Annotated in this window: 13 protein-coding genes; 6 read left to right on the top strand and 7 right to left on the bottom strand. The window is 71.5% G+C overall.

The window, feature by feature from the left end:
• Positions 1-10 precede the first annotated feature (10 nt).
• Positions 11-1,843 carry a LamG-like jellyroll fold domain-containing protein gene (locus tag ACZ7OO_RS23100; protein ID WP_471507123.1) on the top strand — a complete coding sequence of 611 codons (1,833 nt, stop codon included), beginning with the start codon at positions 11-13 and terminating at the stop codon, positions 1,841-1,843.
• A 20-nt stretch (positions 1,844-1,863) separates the two neighbouring features.
• Positions 1,864-2,037: a hypothetical protein gene (locus tag ACZ7OO_RS23095; RefSeq protein ID WP_471507420.1), complete on the top strand. Its 174-nt coding sequence runs from the start codon at positions 1,864-1,866 to the stop codon at positions 2,035-2,037.
• On the opposite strand, the gene ACZ7OO_RS23090 is transcribed toward ACZ7OO_RS23095, so the two are convergent.
• From ACZ7OO_RS23090 to ACZ7OO_RS23075, 4 genes are read right to left on the bottom strand one after another with little or no spacing between them, the layout of a single operon-like run.
• Entirely contained in the window at positions 2,028-2,483 is a 456-nt protein-coding gene (locus ACZ7OO_RS23090) for a MaoC family dehydratase (RefSeq protein ID WP_471507122.1), read from the bottom strand. The two genes, ACZ7OO_RS23095 and ACZ7OO_RS23090, sit on opposite strands and share 10 nt — an antisense overlap.
• A gap of 14 nt (positions 2,484-2,497) precedes the next feature.
• Positions 2,498-4,006, bottom strand: a complete 1,509-nt coding sequence (locus ACZ7OO_RS23085) for an acyl-CoA synthetase (RefSeq protein WP_471507121.1) — start codon at positions 4,004-4,006, stop codon at positions 2,498-2,500.
• A 9-nt stretch (positions 4,007-4,015) separates the two neighbouring features.
• Complete coding sequence (locus ACZ7OO_RS23080) at positions 4,016-4,891, bottom strand: amidohydrolase family protein (protein ID WP_471507120.1); 876 nt, start codon at positions 4,889-4,891, stop codon at positions 4,016-4,018.
• Complete coding sequence (locus tag ACZ7OO_RS23075) at positions 4,891-5,808, bottom strand: SDR family NAD(P)-dependent oxidoreductase (RefSeq protein WP_471507119.1); 918 nt, start codon at positions 5,806-5,808, stop codon at positions 4,891-4,893. Before ACZ7OO_RS23075 ends, ACZ7OO_RS23080 begins: the two co-directional genes overlap by 1 nt.
• A 256-nt stretch (positions 5,809-6,064) precedes the next feature.
• Here ACZ7OO_RS23075 and ACZ7OO_RS23070 point away from each other — a divergent pair, with 256 nt between their 5' ends.
• On the top strand, positions 6,065-6,484 hold the full coding sequence (locus ACZ7OO_RS23070) for a MarR family winged helix-turn-helix transcriptional regulator (protein WP_352222061.1): 420 nt from the start codon (positions 6,065-6,067) through the stop codon (positions 6,482-6,484).
• On the top strand, positions 6,481-7,251 hold the full coding sequence (locus ACZ7OO_RS23065) for an IclR family transcriptional regulator (RefSeq protein WP_471507117.1): 771 nt from the start codon (positions 6,481-6,483) through the stop codon (positions 7,249-7,251). Before ACZ7OO_RS23070 ends, ACZ7OO_RS23065 begins: the two co-directional genes overlap by 4 nt.
• Before the next feature lie 75 nt (positions 7,252-7,326).
• Here the strand turns inward: ACZ7OO_RS23065 and ACZ7OO_RS23060 are convergent, their stop codons facing one another.
• Together ACZ7OO_RS23060 and ACZ7OO_RS23055 are read right to left on the bottom strand one after the other, a co-directional pair.
• Positions 7,327-7,476, bottom strand: coding sequence for a hypothetical protein (locus ACZ7OO_RS23060; RefSeq protein WP_471507115.1), 150 nt, complete (start codon positions 7,474-7,476; stop codon positions 7,327-7,329).
• A 78-nt stretch (positions 7,477-7,554) separates the two neighbouring features.
• Positions 7,555-10,224: an FAD/NAD(P)-binding protein gene (locus ACZ7OO_RS23055; RefSeq protein WP_471507113.1), complete on the bottom strand. Its 2,670-nt coding sequence runs from the start codon at positions 10,222-10,224 to the stop codon at positions 7,555-7,557.
• A 300-nt stretch (positions 10,225-10,524) separates the two neighbouring features.
• Here ACZ7OO_RS23055 and ACZ7OO_RS23050 point away from each other — a divergent pair, with 300 nt between their 5' ends.
• Both ACZ7OO_RS23050 and ACZ7OO_RS23045 read left to right on the top strand, forming a co-directional pair.
• On the top strand, positions 10,525-11,772 hold the full coding sequence (locus ACZ7OO_RS23050) for a L,D-transpeptidase (protein ID WP_471507111.1): 1,248 nt from the start codon (positions 10,525-10,527) through the stop codon (positions 11,770-11,772).
• Between the two features lie 180 nt (positions 11,773-11,952).
• Positions 11,953-13,362: a glycoside hydrolase family 16 protein gene (locus ACZ7OO_RS23045; RefSeq protein WP_471507109.1), complete on the top strand. Its 1,410-nt coding sequence runs from the start codon at positions 11,953-11,955 to the stop codon at positions 13,360-13,362.
• Between the two features lie 689 nt (positions 13,363-14,051).
• Here ACZ7OO_RS23045 and ACZ7OO_RS23040 read toward each other — a convergent pair.
• Complete coding sequence (locus tag ACZ7OO_RS23040; RefSeq protein ID WP_471507107.1) at positions 14,052-14,948, bottom strand: helix-turn-helix domain-containing protein; 897 nt, start codon at positions 14,946-14,948, stop codon at positions 14,052-14,054.
• Positions 14,949-15,006 lie beyond the last annotated feature (58 nt).

The raw sequence follows: 15,006 nt of genomic DNA, 5'->3' as shown, positions 1-15,006 counted from the left end.
CGGAGCACATGTGTGTACGTCGCATGACCACGTCCAGAGCGAGGCCGCGCAGGCCGGAGCCGGCAGACGAAACTTCCTCAGGGCCACCGCGCTGCTCGGCGCCGCCGCCACCGCCGGGGTCGCGCTGCCGGCCGTCGCCGAGGCGTCCTCCGGCTCCGGCCGGCGCCCCGACCCGGAGAGCCGTCGCTTCACCCTCGCGGTGATGCCCGACACCCAGTACCTCTTCGACGGACCGAGCATCAACCCGGCGCCGATCGAGGCGTCGCTGCGGTATCTCCTGGAGCAGGGCGGTGCGTCCGACGAGAACATCGTCTTCCTGTCCCACCTGGGCGACCTCACCCAGAACGGCGCCGAGGAGGAGTTCGCCGCGATCAGCGAGGCGTTCGGGATCCTGGACCGGCGCGGGGTCGGCTACAGCGTGCTGGCCGGCAACCACGACATCAGGTCGTCGACGGACGACCAGCGGGGCTCGACGCCGTACCTGGACGCCTTCGGGCCGCAGCGTTTCAAGGGCAGGCCCACGTTCGGCGGGGCCTCTTCGGACGGCTACAACACCTACCACCTGTTCCGGGCGGCCGGGCGCGAGTGGCTCGTCCTCGCGCTGGACTGGCGGCTGTCGGCGAAGGGCTACGCGTGGGCGAAGGACGTCATCGCGCAGCACCCGAAGACGCCGGTCATCCTCACCACGCACGAACTGGTCGTGGACGACGACGAGTTGTCGTCGTACGGGCAGCAGCTGTGGGACCAGCTGATCAACGAGCACGACCAGATCTTCCTCACCCTGAACGGCCACTTCTGGCCGGCCCGCCGCACGACCCGCAAGAACGCCGCCGGCAACGACGTACATCTGCACCTGACGAACTACCAGAACCGCTACTTCGGCGGCGCGGCGATGATCCGCCTCTACCACTTCGACCTGGACCGTGACGTCATCGACGTGGAGACGGTCTCGCCGTGGATCCTCGGCCGGGCCAAGAAGGGCCTCAACGAGCTGGAGCGGCAGGAGATGGAGCTGAGCGGCGACGGGGACCGCTTCTCCGTCGACATCGACTTCGCCGCCCGCTTCGAGGGCTTCGCCCCGGTGCCGGTGCGTCCGGCGCGGCCCGCCTCGCAGCTGCTGCTACGGGGCACGGCCGCCTACTGGCGGTTCGACTCGGCGGTCTCCGGCACGGTCCGTGACCTGTCCGGCAACGGCAACGACCTCACCGTGGTCTCGGCGGGTGGCGGCACGCTCGGCTGGTCGGCGGACCACCACCCGGACCAGCCGGGCCACGGCAGCCTGGAGTTCACCGGCTACAAGTCGCCGCTGAAGGGCGCGTACCTGAGGACGATCGACGGCGCTCCGCTCAACTCGGCTACGTTCAAGGACGGTTACACCATCGAGGCGTTCTACTGGCTGCCCGCCGACTGGGACGCCTCGCACAACGCCTGGTCCGGTCTGGTCAGCCGTACGGGGCGCAACGGCTCGGTCGGCACGGTCACCGACGACCCGGACGAGCCCCTCGCCACTCTCTCCATCTCCGACGGGCCGGGCGCACAGTGGGCGGTGCACCCGCTCAACCAGCAGCAGCTGGCCACCAACTGGGGCGACGAGACCGCCCGCGAGACCTGGTGGCACCTGGCCGTCGTCAACGACGGACGGCACACGACGATGTACGTGCAGGGCTGCCCGGTCGCCCGCAACCCGCACGCCGCCGCGATCGGCATCGCCTCGTCCGGGAAGCCCTGGCTGCTCGGCGGCTACGAGTACGCGGACAGGATCGACCAGATCCTGCACGGCCGCCTCGGCGACGTCCGGATCGTCTCCCGGGCGCTGCCCGTCTCGTCCTTCATGACCCACTGACTCCCGTGACGAGGATCATCATGACCGAGCAGCAGCTGCCCACCTGGGCCGATCCTGCCGTCTCCGCCGCCGGCCTGGACGCCCAGGGCGTGTCCAGGCGCGGACTCCTGTGCCGCGCAGGCCTGTTCGGCGCCGCGTTCGCCCTAGGGTCGGCGGCCACCCCCGCGCCGGCCTCCATTACGGATCAGGCGTAGAACCGCGACAGGCTCCGCAGTACGGCGGCGGGCTTGGTGCCGCCCTCGGTCTCGATCGTCCCGTCCACGGCGATCTGCACCCCGCCCGGCACCTCCTCGACCTCCGCAAGGTGGGCGGCCAGGCGGATGCGGGAGCCTGCCTTCACCGGGGACGGGAAACGCACCTTGTCCAGGCCGTAGTTGACCTTCGTGGTCACGCCCTGGACGTCCAGCAGCTCGGTGAACAGGGGGATGAAGAGGGAGAGGGTGAGATAGCCGTGGGCGATCGGGGCGCCGAAGGGGCCCTCGGCCGCGCGCTCGGGGTCGACGTGGATCCACTGGTGGTCGCCGGTCGCGTCGGCGAAGGTGTCGATACGGTCCTGGGTGACCTCGATCCAGTCGCTGGTGCCCAGGTCACTCCCGGCGAGCTTCTTCAGTTCGTCGAGGCCGTTGACGGTGACACTCATGTCGCTTTCCTTAGCTATGAGTTGGCGGAGCCGTGGCGTTTGCGCACACGGGACTTGAGGAGCTTCCCGGAGGCGGTGCGCGGGAGTTCCTCCGTGAGCACCACCGATTTCGGGAGCTTGTACTTGGCGAGGCGGCCGGACAGGGAGGCCAGCACCTCGTCGGGGTCGAGGACGGCTCCCTCGCGGGGGACGACCACCGCTCGCGGCACCTCGCCCCACTTGTCGTCCGGTACGCCGATGACCGCGCACTCCACGATGTCGGGGTGGGCGAGGAGGAGGTCCTCGATCTCGGCGGGGTAGATGTTCTCGCCACCGGAGATGATCATGTCCTTGAGGCGGTCGACGACGAAGACGTACCCGTCCTCGTCGACCCGGGCCGCGTCCCCGCTGCGGAACCAGCCGTCCGCGAAGGAGGCCGCGGTCTCCTCCGGCAACCCCCAGTAGCCGGACATGACATGGGGGCCGCGGACCATGATCTCGCCGGGCTCGTCGACGTCGACCGGGGTCAGGTCGGGCCGTACCACCCGTACGTCGCTGAAGAAGTGCGGCACGCCCGCCGAGCCCGCCTTGCTGACCGCGTGCTCGGCGTCGAGGAAGAGGGTGCCGGGCGAGGCCTCCGTCATGCCGTAGCCCTGGAGGAAGGTCAGCCCGCGTTCCTGGTAGGCCGCGATCAGCGGGGTCGGCACCGGGGAGCCGCCGCAGGTGAGGATGCGGAGGGAGGAGAGGTCGGCGTCCGGCCAGCGCGGGTGGCGGGCCACCTGGTCGAACATGGTCGGCACCCCGAACATGAAGGTGATCCGGTGCTGTTCGATCAGGTCGAGGGTGGTCTCCGGGTCGAAGCCCTCGACCAGGACACAGGTGCCGCCCTTGAGGAGGACCGGCAGGGTGAGCATGTTGAGGCCCGCCGTGTGGAACAACGGGGCGCAGACCAGGGCGCGTTCGTCGGCGATCAGGTCGGTGTCGACCAGGACGTTGACGGCGTTCCACGTCAGGTTGGAGTGCGTGAGCATCGCGCCCTTGGGGCGGCCGGTCGTCCCCGAGGTGTACATGATGATGCAGGTGTCGTCGGGGGTGACGGGCTCGTCGATCGGGTCGTCCGCCGCCGATGCCAGCAACTCCTCGTACTCGGAGCCCACTTCGACGTACATCCGGACGTCGGTGGTGCCGGGCAGGCCCGCGACGAGACCGGCGTGCGAGGGACCGTACAGCAGGGCCTTGGCGCCGGAGTCGGCGAGCTGGTAGGCGATCTCGGGGCCCGCGAGGCGGGTGTTGAGCGGGACGAAGACCGCGCCGAGGGTGCCGGCCGCGAACAGGGTCTCCAGGTGGGCGGGGTGGTTGGGGCCGAGGTAGGCGACGCGGTCGCCGCGGCGGAGGCCACGGGCGCGCAGGGCGTGCGCGAGGCGGGTGGTGCGCGTGTACAACGTGCGGTAGTCGGCGGACTGTTCACCGTGTACCAGCGCCGTGCGGTGCGGGGTCTTGCGGGCCCGGCGTGCGGGCCACGACCCCAGTCCCTCGTTGCGCATGTCGGCCCCTTATGCCTTGGTCAGCCCGAGCAGACGGGCGGCGTTCTCCTTGAGGATCTTCGGCCGGACCTCGTCCTTGATCGGCAGCTGCGCGAAGTCGGCGAGCCACCGGTCGGGGGTGAGGACGGGGAAGTCGGAGCCGAACAGGACCTTGTCCTTGAGCAGCGTGTTGGCGTACTGCACCAGCTGCGGCGGGAAGTACTTCGGCGACCAGCCGGACAGGTCGATGTGCACGCCCGGCTTGTGGCTGGCGACGGCGAGCGCCTCGTCCTGCCAGGGGAAGGAGGGGTGCGCAAGGATGATCTTGAGGTGCGGGAAGTCGGCCGCCACGTCGTCCACGTGCAGCGGGTTCGAGTACTTCAGCCTGATCCCGCCGCCGCCCGGGACGCCGGCGCCGATGCCGGTCTGCCCGGTGTGGAAGAGGGCGATGCCGCCCGTCTCCTCGATCACCTCGTAGAGGCCGTACGCCACCGCGCGGTCGTTCGGGAAGAAGCCCTGGATGCTGGGGTGGAACTTGAAGCCCTTCACCCCGTACTCCTCGACCAGGCGGCGGGCCTGCCGGACCCCCGCCTTGCCCCGGAAGGGGTCGACGGAGGCGAAGGGGATCAGCACGTCCGCGTTGGCGGCGGCGGCCTCGGCGACCTCCTCGTTGGGTACGGGCGCGGTGCCGGTCGCGGACTCGGCGTCCACCGTGAAGATCACGGCGGCCATGTTCCGCTCGCGGTAGTAGGCGGCGGTCTCCTCGATGGTCGGCTTCCGCTTTCCCTCGACCTTGAAGTAGGCGGAGGAGGCGTCGTGCAGGTCGTCGTCGAGGGAGGAGTGGCCCTTTGAGGAGACCTCGGCGTGGGTGTGGACGTCGATCGCCGTCAGTGCCTCGATGTCCATCACGCCTCCGGGAGCTTGGGCGCCGGGATGCCGACCGTCTGGAGTTCGGCGCCGACCGAGGTGGGGAAGGAGTCGGCCAGGGTGTCCGGGGTCCAGCCGCCGTCGGCGTAGGCGGCCCGGATCTCCTGGGGGTGCGACCAGAGTGCCACCTTGTCGCCGCCGATGCCGATGGCCTGGCCGGTGATGGAGCGGGCGGCCTCGGAGGCGAGGAAGGGGACGAGGGCCGCGCAGTCCTCCGGGGTGCCGAAGCCCTCCCCCTTGCGCAGGAAGTCCGGTAGCGGCTCGCCGTTCTTCATGGCCTCGACGTACGGGGCGAAGGCGGGGATGGTCTCGGTCATCGCGGTGGCGGCCACCGGGACTATCGCGTTGACCGTGATGCCCGCCCGGCCCAGCTCCATCGACCAGGTGCGGGCCATGGCGGCGATGCCGGCCTTGGCGGCGGCGTAGTTGGTCTGGCCGAAGTTGCCGCGCTGGCCGGCCGGGGAGCCGACCAGGATCAGGGTGCCTCCCTCGCCCTGCTCACGCATGCGTACCGCGGCGGCGCGGGCGCAGGTGAAGGTGCCCTTGAGGTGGGTGGTGATCACGGCGTCGAAGTCGTCGTCGGTCATCTTCCACAGCACCCGGTCGCGCAGGATGCCCGCGTTGGTGACCAGGATGTCGAGCCGGCCGAACTCCGCCACGGCCCGGTCGACCAGCCGGTCCGCGGCCTCGCTCGTCCCGACCGGGACCACCTCGGCGACCGCGGTGCCGCCGGCCTCGGTGATGGACTTCACGGCCTGCTCGGCGACGGCCTCGTCCACGTCGTTGACGACCACGCAGGCGCCGTGGGCGGCGAGTGCGTGGGCGTAGGCGAGGCCGAGGCCCCGGCCGCTGCCGGTGACGACGGCGGCCTTGCCGGTGAGATCGATGCTGGGCACGGGCGGTGTCCCTTCGGGTACGACGGTGCGGCTTCTCAGGTACGACGGGGCCGCGTCGCAGGTACGGCGGCTGCGGCTCCGAGATCGAAGCTAAGAGCAATAATTGTTGTCGTCAATAGTTGTTGCCGTTGCACGGTTGCGTCATGCTGGGATCTGCGCCAGCGACCGCCCCGCCACCGGGGCCCGGACCAGGGAGACCGCCATCACCCGCCAGCACACCGAGAACCCGACCTCGATCGACGCGGACGAGCCGTGGATGCGCGGGCTGCACGCGGACACGGGTTACCTGCTGTACCGCCTGGGTCTGCGCTCCGGGCAGCTCTTCAACACGTTCCTCCAGGAGTCGGGGCTGCGGCTGCGCCACTACGCGGTGCTGCGTTTCCTCGCCACCTCGCAGGGCGCGCTCCAGCGGGAGCTGAGCACCCGGCTCGGCTACGACCCGAGCGCGATCGTCGGCCTGGTCGACGACCTGGAGAAGCTGGGCTTCGCCGAGCGGCGCCCCTCCCCCGACGACCGCCGCAGCCGGATCGTCGTCCTCACCGAGGCCGGTCGCGCCTTCCTGCGGGACACCGACGAGGCGGGCCAGCGGGTCACGAACGATCTGCTGGGCCCGCTCGACCCCGCCGAGCGCCAGACGCTCCACCAGCTGCTGCTGCGCGTCGCCGACCGGCCATGACCGCCGCCGCCCGCTCCGCGCCCGACCGGCTCCTGGCGGTGCTGGCCGCGTTCGACCACGGGCATCCGGCGCTCAGCCTGAGCGGCATCAGCCGCCGGGCCGGGCTCTCCCTGACCACCGCCCACCGACTGGTCGGCGCGCTCACCGAGTGGGGCGCGCTGGAGCGGGACGCGGACGGTCTCTACCATGTGGGGCTGCGGCTCTGGGAGCTGGCCGCGCTGGCACCCCGGGGTCTCGCGCTGCGCCAGGTCGCACTGCCGTATCTGGAAGACCTGTACGAAGCCACCCATGAGAACGTGCAGTTGGCGGTGCGGGACGGCTCCGAGGTCGTCTACATCGAGTGGCTGTCGGGGCGTTCAGCGGTGGGTGTGCAGATCCGGGTGGGCGCCCGCTGGCCGCTGCACGCGACAGGGGTGGGCCTCGCCCTGCTCGCGCACGAGACACCCGGATTCCAGCAGGAGTACTGCGCGGGTCCGTTGCCCGCCTTCACGCCGTACACCATCACGGTTCCGGGCCGGTTGCGCCGCTCGCTGGCCGAAGTGCGGCGCATGGGAGTCGCGGTGAGCAGCCGTCAGGTGACCGACGACGCGCTGTCGGTGGCGGCTCCGGTGCGCGGGGCGGCGGGGCAGGTGGTCGCGGCCGTCTCGGTGGTGGTGCCCCAGGCCGATGCCCAGGTACCGGCGCTGGTCCCGGCGGTACGGCTGGCGGCCCGCGGGATCTCCCGCGCACTGGGCTGGCAGCCGGAACGGCCGGAACAGGCCGGGTAGCGCGGCCGGGTGACGGCGGACGGGCCCGCTCCCGCCATGTGACCGGATCGGGGCCCGGCGGAGACGTGACGTGGGTCAGCCGAGAGCCGTCGTCGCCGTGTACGTCAGCTCGTCGTCCTCGTGGTGGGCCGTGCCCCGGCAGGTGAGGGTTGTGGCGGTGGAGACCTGGGGACGGGTGACCCGCCAGTGTGCCGTGAGGCGCTCGCCCGGGTCCAGGCGGGCCACGTGCCGGTTCGGGGGCGGACGGAGCGTCCCTGCGGGGCACGGGCGTGTCGTCCCGGTCCACCGGAACCCGCTGACCTCTCAGGAGGGCAGCCCCGCGCGCAGCCGTCGGTCGCGCGGGGCCCGGGTGCGGTCGAGGCGGGCGTCGAGCAGTTGCCGTGCCGCCTCGCAACGGCCGTCCGACACCAGGGCGTACAGGAGGGTCTCCTCCACCACCTCCCGCTGCGCCGCGCTGCCGCCGACCCGGCGCAGCACCGGCAGCAGCGCGTCGAGCCCCCGGGCCGCCTCGTGGAAGCGCTCCTCGACAAGCGCCGCGAACGCCTCGCACAGCGGGGCGACTATCTCGCGCTGCACCTCGTCGGCGCCTGCGGCGTGATCGCGCAGGCGGCGCAGCGCGGCCAGATCCCCGGCGGCGGTGAGGGCGATGGCCGCGTGCAGGGCGGTGAAGGCGGTCTGCGGACGCTCCAGTACGTCGCGTTCCACCGCCTCCAGGACCCCCGCGACAGGGAGATCTCCTTGCCAGCTGTCGCTCACCCGGGCCCGCCACAGCAGCGACCCCGAGTCCACCAGGGCCCGTACCCCGCTCACCACCCGGCCCGGCGCGAGCTGCGCGAACCACCGCCTGCGGACGGCGGCCGGGTCGTCGAGGGCGAGTTCGTGCAGGGCGATGTGCCAGGAGAAGTGCGCCCGGTGCACCGCGCCCCGCCCGCGCCCGGACACCCAGCCGTCGAGCCAGTCCCGGCCCGCCTCGTGCGCCCCGGACTCGTAGTGGACATGGGCCAGCGCGTGCACCGCGTGCCCGGAGGCCGGCTCGGTGGCCAGCGCGCGGTGGGCCAGCTCCCCCGCCTCGTGCAGCCGGCCCTGCTCCTGGCGCAGGAAGGCCAGCAGCGAGGTGTGGAACCAGTGCCCGTCGTACGCGGGCGAGGTCAGGTCGAGCAGCCGCAGGGCGTCGTCGTCCTGCAGATCGCTCACTCCGGAGAACGCGATGGTCGGCACGGCCGCCGCGAGCGCCAGCGCGTCCCCGCGGTGCTCCCGAAGATGCCGTACGAGCGCCTCGTCCCCGTCGTCACCGGTCACCCCGCGCGTGACCACGTCCACGAAGGACCGCTCGCGTTCGTCCGCGCGTTCGCGGGCGCTGCGCTGGGCGTCGGCGAGGGCGCGCGGCACGTCGACGGAGGCGGCGCACTCGTGGCCCAGCAGGGCGAGGGCCGCGTGGCCGACGGCGAAGCCGGGGTCGAGGGCGACCGCGCGGGTGAAGGCGTCCTCGGCGCCGGAGCGCACCTTGAGGACCCGGTCGAGGCCGCTGCGGTAGGAGGCGGCCGCCTCGGCGTGGGTGGACAGGGGCAGCCCGTGGCCGTCCACCGGCCGCCGCGAGCCCCGCCGGCGCTCCGGGAGCGGCAGCAGCCGCTGGGCCAACTCGGCTGCCTGGACGCGGATCTCGGGGATCGCCGTGGTCTCCCACAGCTCGCCCCGGCGCGGGGCACCGAGGGTGAACAGGGGCCCTGCGGCGCGGCCTCGGGCGTCGAGGAGCCGTCCGTCGCGGGTGGCGACGCCCATGCCCAGCGGGCCGGGGACGGCGAGACCGGCGGTGAACAGGGCCTGCCACAGAGGCGTGTCGAGGCGGCGGCCCGGTCCGGTGCAGTCGACCACCCAACCGACGTGCACCACATGGCCGTTGGACAACTCGACGGCGAGGGAGCCGGGTTCGCCGTCCGTGACGCGGGCGACCGTTCCGGTGTGGACGTGCAGGCGCCGGGCGGTGCGGGCGCGGGAGACGTGTTCGGCGGTGGCGGGGGCCATCCGGTGGCGGTGGGTGTTCCACAGGGCGCCCTCGCGAGCCAGGAACTCCTCGCGCTCCTCGGGGGTGAGGCTGCGCCACAGCCGTGCGGTGTGCGGGCGGAGGCTGTCCAGGCCGGGGCGCCAGTCGCCGTGGATGCGCACGGAGTGGCTCACATGGCGGTAGACCGCGCGGCGCAGCCGGCCGAGCGAGGTGCCGTCGAGGCCCTCCGGGGCGGGCATGGGGCCGGCCGGGCCGAGTGCATGGGACTGGGGGAGCAGTCCGCTGCGGGAGAGGGCATGCACGGTGCGGCCGGGGCGGTCGAGGGTGAGGGCGAGGTCGACGGCGGTCAGACCGGTACCGACCAGCAGGACGTCCTGTGGGCTGTCCCGCACCGGGTCCAGGGCGTTCGGGGCCCACGGGGTGCCGACGAAGCGGTCCGAGGCGCGCAGGGCGGCCGGCGCCCAGCCGGCGGTGGCCCCGGCGGGACCGGTGGCCAGGACCGCGCTGTCCGCCACCACGAGTCCCCCGTCGGCGAGGCGGAGTTCCACCCGGCCGTCGGGGGTGCCGGTACAGGACTCCGCGCGGGTGCGCAGCCGGCGGACCGCGACCGTGCCGTGGGCGCGGACGAGGGCCTGGCCGAGGGTGTCGGCGAGGTAGGCGCCGTAGCGGTAGCGGGTGGCGAAGTCGGCGCCGGTGACGGTGGGTTCGCCGTGCCGGCACAGCCAGCGGAGGAAGTGCCCGGGGTCGTCCGGGTAGGCGCTCATGTTGCCGGCGGGCACGTTGAGGCGGTGCCGGGGGTCGCGGGTGGCGTACGCGGTGCCCCGGCCCGCCTCCGGGGCCGGGTCGATCAGGACGAGGTCGAGAGGGGTCCGGCGGCGGTGCGCCGTCTCGCAGAGCTGGACGGCGGTGAGGCTGCCCGCCGCTCCTGCTCCCACGATGGCCACGCTCTGCCGCTTGCGGACGTCGGTCACGGAATACCTCCGGCGGGGGTCGGCGTGCTGGTTCTCTACTATTCCGATCGGGTAGGTGGGGAAGCCGTCCCGGGAGGGGGATCTCACCGGAAACTCAGGCCGCCGGTCGGGGCGTTCATACTCTGTTCACGAACGGAGGCGGGGACAACCGGGGTTCCGGTCGACTCGCTCCGGCTTCGCAAAGCGACGCCCGGTGCTCCTCATGGGAATCTCAGGGATCACCCCCGCGATTCAAAGGAACCACCCATACAACCGGCGCAGGATGCCCTGACACAGGTGGACAAGTCAGGAAGGCGTGTCGTGGGCGTCCAGCACATATCGAACGGGTCCGGTCGGCAGTCGCAGAGGTGGTCCCGGCGCGGAGTCCTCGCCGCTCTCGGCGCGGTGCCGGCGGGGGCCGCGCTGGCCGGATGCAGTTCTTCTGCGGACGCCTCGGCCGCCACGGACGGCAAGGGTGCGACGGCCTCGGTCAAGTCCGCGACCAAGAAGGCCACGATCACGGTCACGCCGGTCCCCGGCACGAAGAAGGCCGACTTCACCAGCCCGGTCGAGGTCACGGTGACCGACGGCACGCTGGCCTCCGTGACCGTCGCGGGCAACGACGGCTCGGCGCTGCCGGGCACCTTCAACGACGCGAAGACGAAATGGACGTCGGCGAAGAACCCGTACTCCGGCACGAAGTACACGGTGACGGCGAAGGCGCAGGGCGCGACCGACCAGACGGTGGCCACCTTCACCACGACGTCGCCCGGTGAGACCTTCATCGGCTACTTCACGCCCGAGGCGGACTCCACGTCCGGTGTCGGCATGCCGGTGTCGATCAACTTCACGCACGCGGTCGCGGACCGGGCGGCGGTCCAGAAGGCGATCACGGTGACGGCCGAGCCCGAGGTCGAGATCGTCGGGCACTGGTTCAGCGACACCCGGCTCGACTTCCGGCCGGAGACGTACTGGGCGGCCGGCACCAAGATCACCCTCAGTCTGCGGCTGAAGGACGTCGAGGGAACCGACGGTGTCTACGGTACGCAGTCGAAGGACGTCACCTTCCACATCGGCCGGGAGCAGATCTCCACGGTCGACCTGTCGACGAAGCAGATGGTCGTCAAGCGGGACGGCGCCACCTACGCCGGCTTCCCGGTCTCCGGCGGCGACTCAGACCACACCACCTGGTCCGGGATCATGGTGATCAGCGAGCGGTTCAAGCAGACCCGGATGGAGTCCTCCACGGTCGGCCTCGGCGACGAGTACGACATCTCCGACGTCCCGCACGCCCAGCGCCTGACCACCTCCGGCACCTTCGTGCACGGCAACTACTGGGCCTCCACCTCGGTGTTCGGCAGCCAGAACACCAGCCATGGCTGTGTCGGCCTGCACGACACCAAGGGCGCGAACGACTCCTCGGTCGCCGGCTACAAGTTCTACGAGAGTTCGATGCTCGGCGATGTGGTGATCGTCAGGAACTCCGGCGAGAAGACCGTCGAGGCCTCCAACGGCCTCAACGGCTGGAACCTGTCCTGGTCGGACTGGAAGGCCGGCAGCGCGGTCTGACGCGGCGGCGCCTTCACCGCCTGAACTCCGTTGAGAAACAAGGAGATTCTTTGTTTTAACTCTTGACGACCGCAGGCACGGAGAGCACATTGGGCCCACTTTGAGAGCGCTCTCAGCCATGTTTCCCGGCGCTCCCAAGGGCATCCCGCGCACCCCCACTCCGTACCTGAGAGGCACCCCATGAGTGAAACCTCCGGTATACCCCCTGCGGATCACAGACGGCGGCGCTCCTTCCGCCGTGCCCTCGTCGCCGTACTCGCCACGATCGGTCTGGCGGCCGCCGCCGCCACGACCGCCACCCTCCCCGCCAGCGCCTCCGCGCCCGGTGTGCCGTCCGGCTGGAGCCAGGTCTTCCTCGACGACTTCAACGGCGCCGCCGGCGCCGGCGTCAACACCTCCAACTGGCAGTACGACACCGGGACCTCGTACCCGGGCGGCGCCGCAAACTGGGGCACCGGCGAGGTCGAGACGATGACCTCCAGCACCGCCAACGTCGCCCTCGACGGCAGCGGCAACCTGAAGATCACCCCGGTCCGCGACGCGTCCGGCAACTGGACGTCGGGCCGGATCGAGACCACCCGCACCGACTTCCAGCCCCCGGCCGGCGGCAAGCTGCGCGTCGAGGCACGTCTCCAGATGCCGAACGTCACCGGCACCGCCGCCTACGGCTACTGGCCCGCGTTCTGGATGCTGGGCGCGCCCTACCGGGGCAACTACCAGAACTGGCCGGGCGTCGGCGAGCTGGACATCATGGAGAACGTCCAGGGCCTGAACAAGGTCTGGGCGACCATGCACTGCGGCACCAGCCCCGGCGGCCCCTGCAACGAGACCACCGGTATCGGCAACTCCACCGCCTGCCCGAACACCACCTGCCAGTCCGGCTTCCACACCTACACGATGGAGTGGGACCGCTCGGTGAGCCCCGAGGCGATCCGCTTCTACGTGGACGGGGTCAACTACCAGACGGTGACGGCCAGTCAGGTGGACGCCACCACCTGGGCGAACGCCACGAACCACGGCTTCTTCGTCATCCTGAACGTGGCCATGGGCGGCGGCTTCCCGGCCGCGTTCGGCGGCGGCCCTACCAGCGCCACCGAGTCCGGCCACCCGATGGTCGTGGACTACGTGCAGGTCCTGCAGTCCAGTGGGAGCGGTACCACCACCCCGCCGCCCGGCAACCGGGACGCCTACAGCGCGATCCAGGCCGAGTCGTACGACAGCCAGTCCGGAGTCACCGCGGAGACCACCACCGACACCGGCGGCGGCCAGGACCTCGGCTACATCGCCAACGGCGACTGGGCACTGTACAAGGGCGTCAACTTCGGCTCCACCGCGGCAACCCAGTTCAACGCGAGGGTGGCGAGTGGCGCGGCCTCCGGGGTGAGCGGCCTGGTCCAGGTGCGGCTGGACAGTCCGTCCAACTCCCCTGTCGGCAGCTTCGCCGTGGGCAACACCGGCGGCTGGCAGACCTGGCAGACGGTCCCGGCCAACATCAGCGCGGTGACGGGCACCCACGACGTCTATCTGACCTTCAGCAGCGGCCAGCCGGCGGACTTCGTGAACGTGAACTGGTTCGACTTCGGGCACTGACCCGGCCGCCGGGGATGTCTCGCGGGGGTCGCCTCGCGGGGCATCCCCGTGTCCGCGGGCGGCACGTCCGCCGCTCAGCGCCCCACACCGCAGCGCCGCGCGATGGCCTTCAGGCGCTCCAGTTCGCGTTGTGCCGCGGTGACATGGGCGAGGTCGAGGGCCATCCAGGCACGGGCGGTGACATAGCGGATGTCCTCGCGGGTGGCCGCGTCGAGGCCGACGGCACCCCGGAGACCGGTAGCCGGTGACCGCCGGCGAGACCTCGACGTGATCGAGGCGGTCCCGCAGATACAAGGGGACCGACGGCGTCGCGTCGTTGACGTAGTCGCGCGCCTGCCGGTCCGCCTCGCAGGGACGGGGCGGCGGAGCCCAGGGAAGGCCGGCCTCCCGGGCCGTGTCGTCCATGTCCGCCAGCCAGGCGCGGGCGGCGGCCCGATCACCCTCGGCGGCGAGTGCGCGGGCGTTGTCCAGCAGGGAGCGCAGTCGGGCTCGGGCTTCTGGGTCCTCGCCCGTCCGGGCGTCGAGACAGCCGGACCACACGTCGAACGCCTTGCTCAACTCGGCGTCCAGCAGAGCCTCGTACACGTCCGACACTGCGTCGGCTCTCCCCTCCGGCCGTCCCGCGCGGACGGCAGCGGTTCACGACAGAGGGGGCGCCGGCCCCGTCGCTCGCGAATTTCCGGGCCGGTTCAGCGCAGCTCCGCCCGGAACGCCACCGGTGTCTGACCCGTGTGCAGATGGAAGAACTTGGAGAAGTTCGCCGCGTCCGGGAAGCCGATCGCCACGCCCACCCGGCCGATCGGGAGGTCGGTGTGGGCCAGCAGGCGTTTGGCCTCCAGGACGACCCGCTTGTCGATGAACCCCTTCGGGGTCTCCCCGGTCGCGGCGCGCACTGCGCGGACCAGGGTGCGGCGGGAGTAACCGAGGGCGTCGGCGTAGGCGCTGACACTGTGGTTGGTGGCGAAGTCCTGTTCCACCGCGTCCCTGAAAAGGGTGAATGTCGTATCGGCCTGGCGGCGGGCCGCCTCCGCCGAGCTGGCCGCGAGATGCGCGAGCCGCAGCAGGAGCGCCGTGAGCGAGTGCCGTAGGACCGAGGTGTGCAGGCTCAGGGGGAGGGTCGCGGTGTCCTCGTACTCGCGTTGCAGGTTCGCGAGCGACGCCTGCAACGCGGTGAGCTGCGGCGCGTCCGGGCGGAGCAGGGGCGGCAGGTCGTAGCGGTAGAGGCCGGTCGCCTCCACGATCGCCCTCGGCAGGAAGCCGGGCTGCATGGTCAGGACGCTTCCGCGGTACTCGCAGCTCCGCGAGAAGCGGTGCACCTGTCCGGGCCGGATCCACAGCAGGTCACCGGCCCGTGCCTCGTACTCGGCGAAGTCGATCATGTGGCGGACCGGGCCCTCGGTGAAGAGCATGACCACGTGGAAGTCGATGCGGTGGATGCGTTCCAGGGGGGTGTCGGCGTGCCACATGCGCTCGGTCCCCATCGGGCCGACCTGTATGCCGACACCGCCGACGCTCAGATCCACCGGGAAGGGGAAGGTTCTGATTCCGTCACCGTCGCCTGCACCTTCGGGCGTTCTGTCCGCCATGTCCTTCTCGTGCCGTCCCTGTCGAAGATCCGTGTCCCACTTTCACCACAGGCTGACA

The organism is Streptomyces sp. NPDC111744, from assembly GCF_055634995.1.
Note: the sequence above shows the minus strand (reverse complement) of the source record. Positions and strands in the feature narration are given on the sequence as shown.

Bases quoted from the DNA above. Each gene is read 5' to 3' on its own strand.
- ACZ7OO_RS23095 (WP_471507420.1), top strand. From the start codon at position 1,864: ATGACCGAGCAGCAGCTGCCCACCTGGGCCGATCCTGCCGTCTCCGCC.
- ACZ7OO_RS23090 (WP_471507122.1), bottom strand. From the start codon at position 2,483: ATGAGTGTCACCGTCAACGGCCTCGACGAACTGAAGAAGCTCGCCGGG.
- ACZ7OO_RS23085 (WP_471507121.1), bottom strand. From the start codon at position 4,006: ATGCGCAACGAGGGACTGGGGTCGTGGCCCGCACGCCGGGCCCGCAAG.
- ACZ7OO_RS23080 (WP_471507120.1), bottom strand. From the start codon at position 4,891: ATGGACATCGAGGCACTGACGGCGATCGACGTCCACACCCACGCCGAG.
- ACZ7OO_RS23070 (WP_352222061.1), top strand. From the start codon at position 6,065: ATGCGCGGGCTGCACGCGGACACGGGTTACCTGCTGTACCGCCTGGGT.
- ACZ7OO_RS23065 (WP_471507117.1), top strand. From the start codon at position 6,481: ATGACCGCCGCCGCCCGCTCCGCGCCCGACCGGCTCCTGGCGGTGCTG.
- ACZ7OO_RS23045 (WP_471507109.1), top strand. From the start codon at position 11,953: ATGAGTGAAACCTCCGGTATACCCCCTGCGGATCACAGACGGCGGCGC.
- ACZ7OO_RS23040 (WP_471507107.1), bottom strand. From the start codon at position 14,948: ATGGCGGACAGAACGCCCGAAGGTGCAGGCGACGGTGACGGAATCAGA.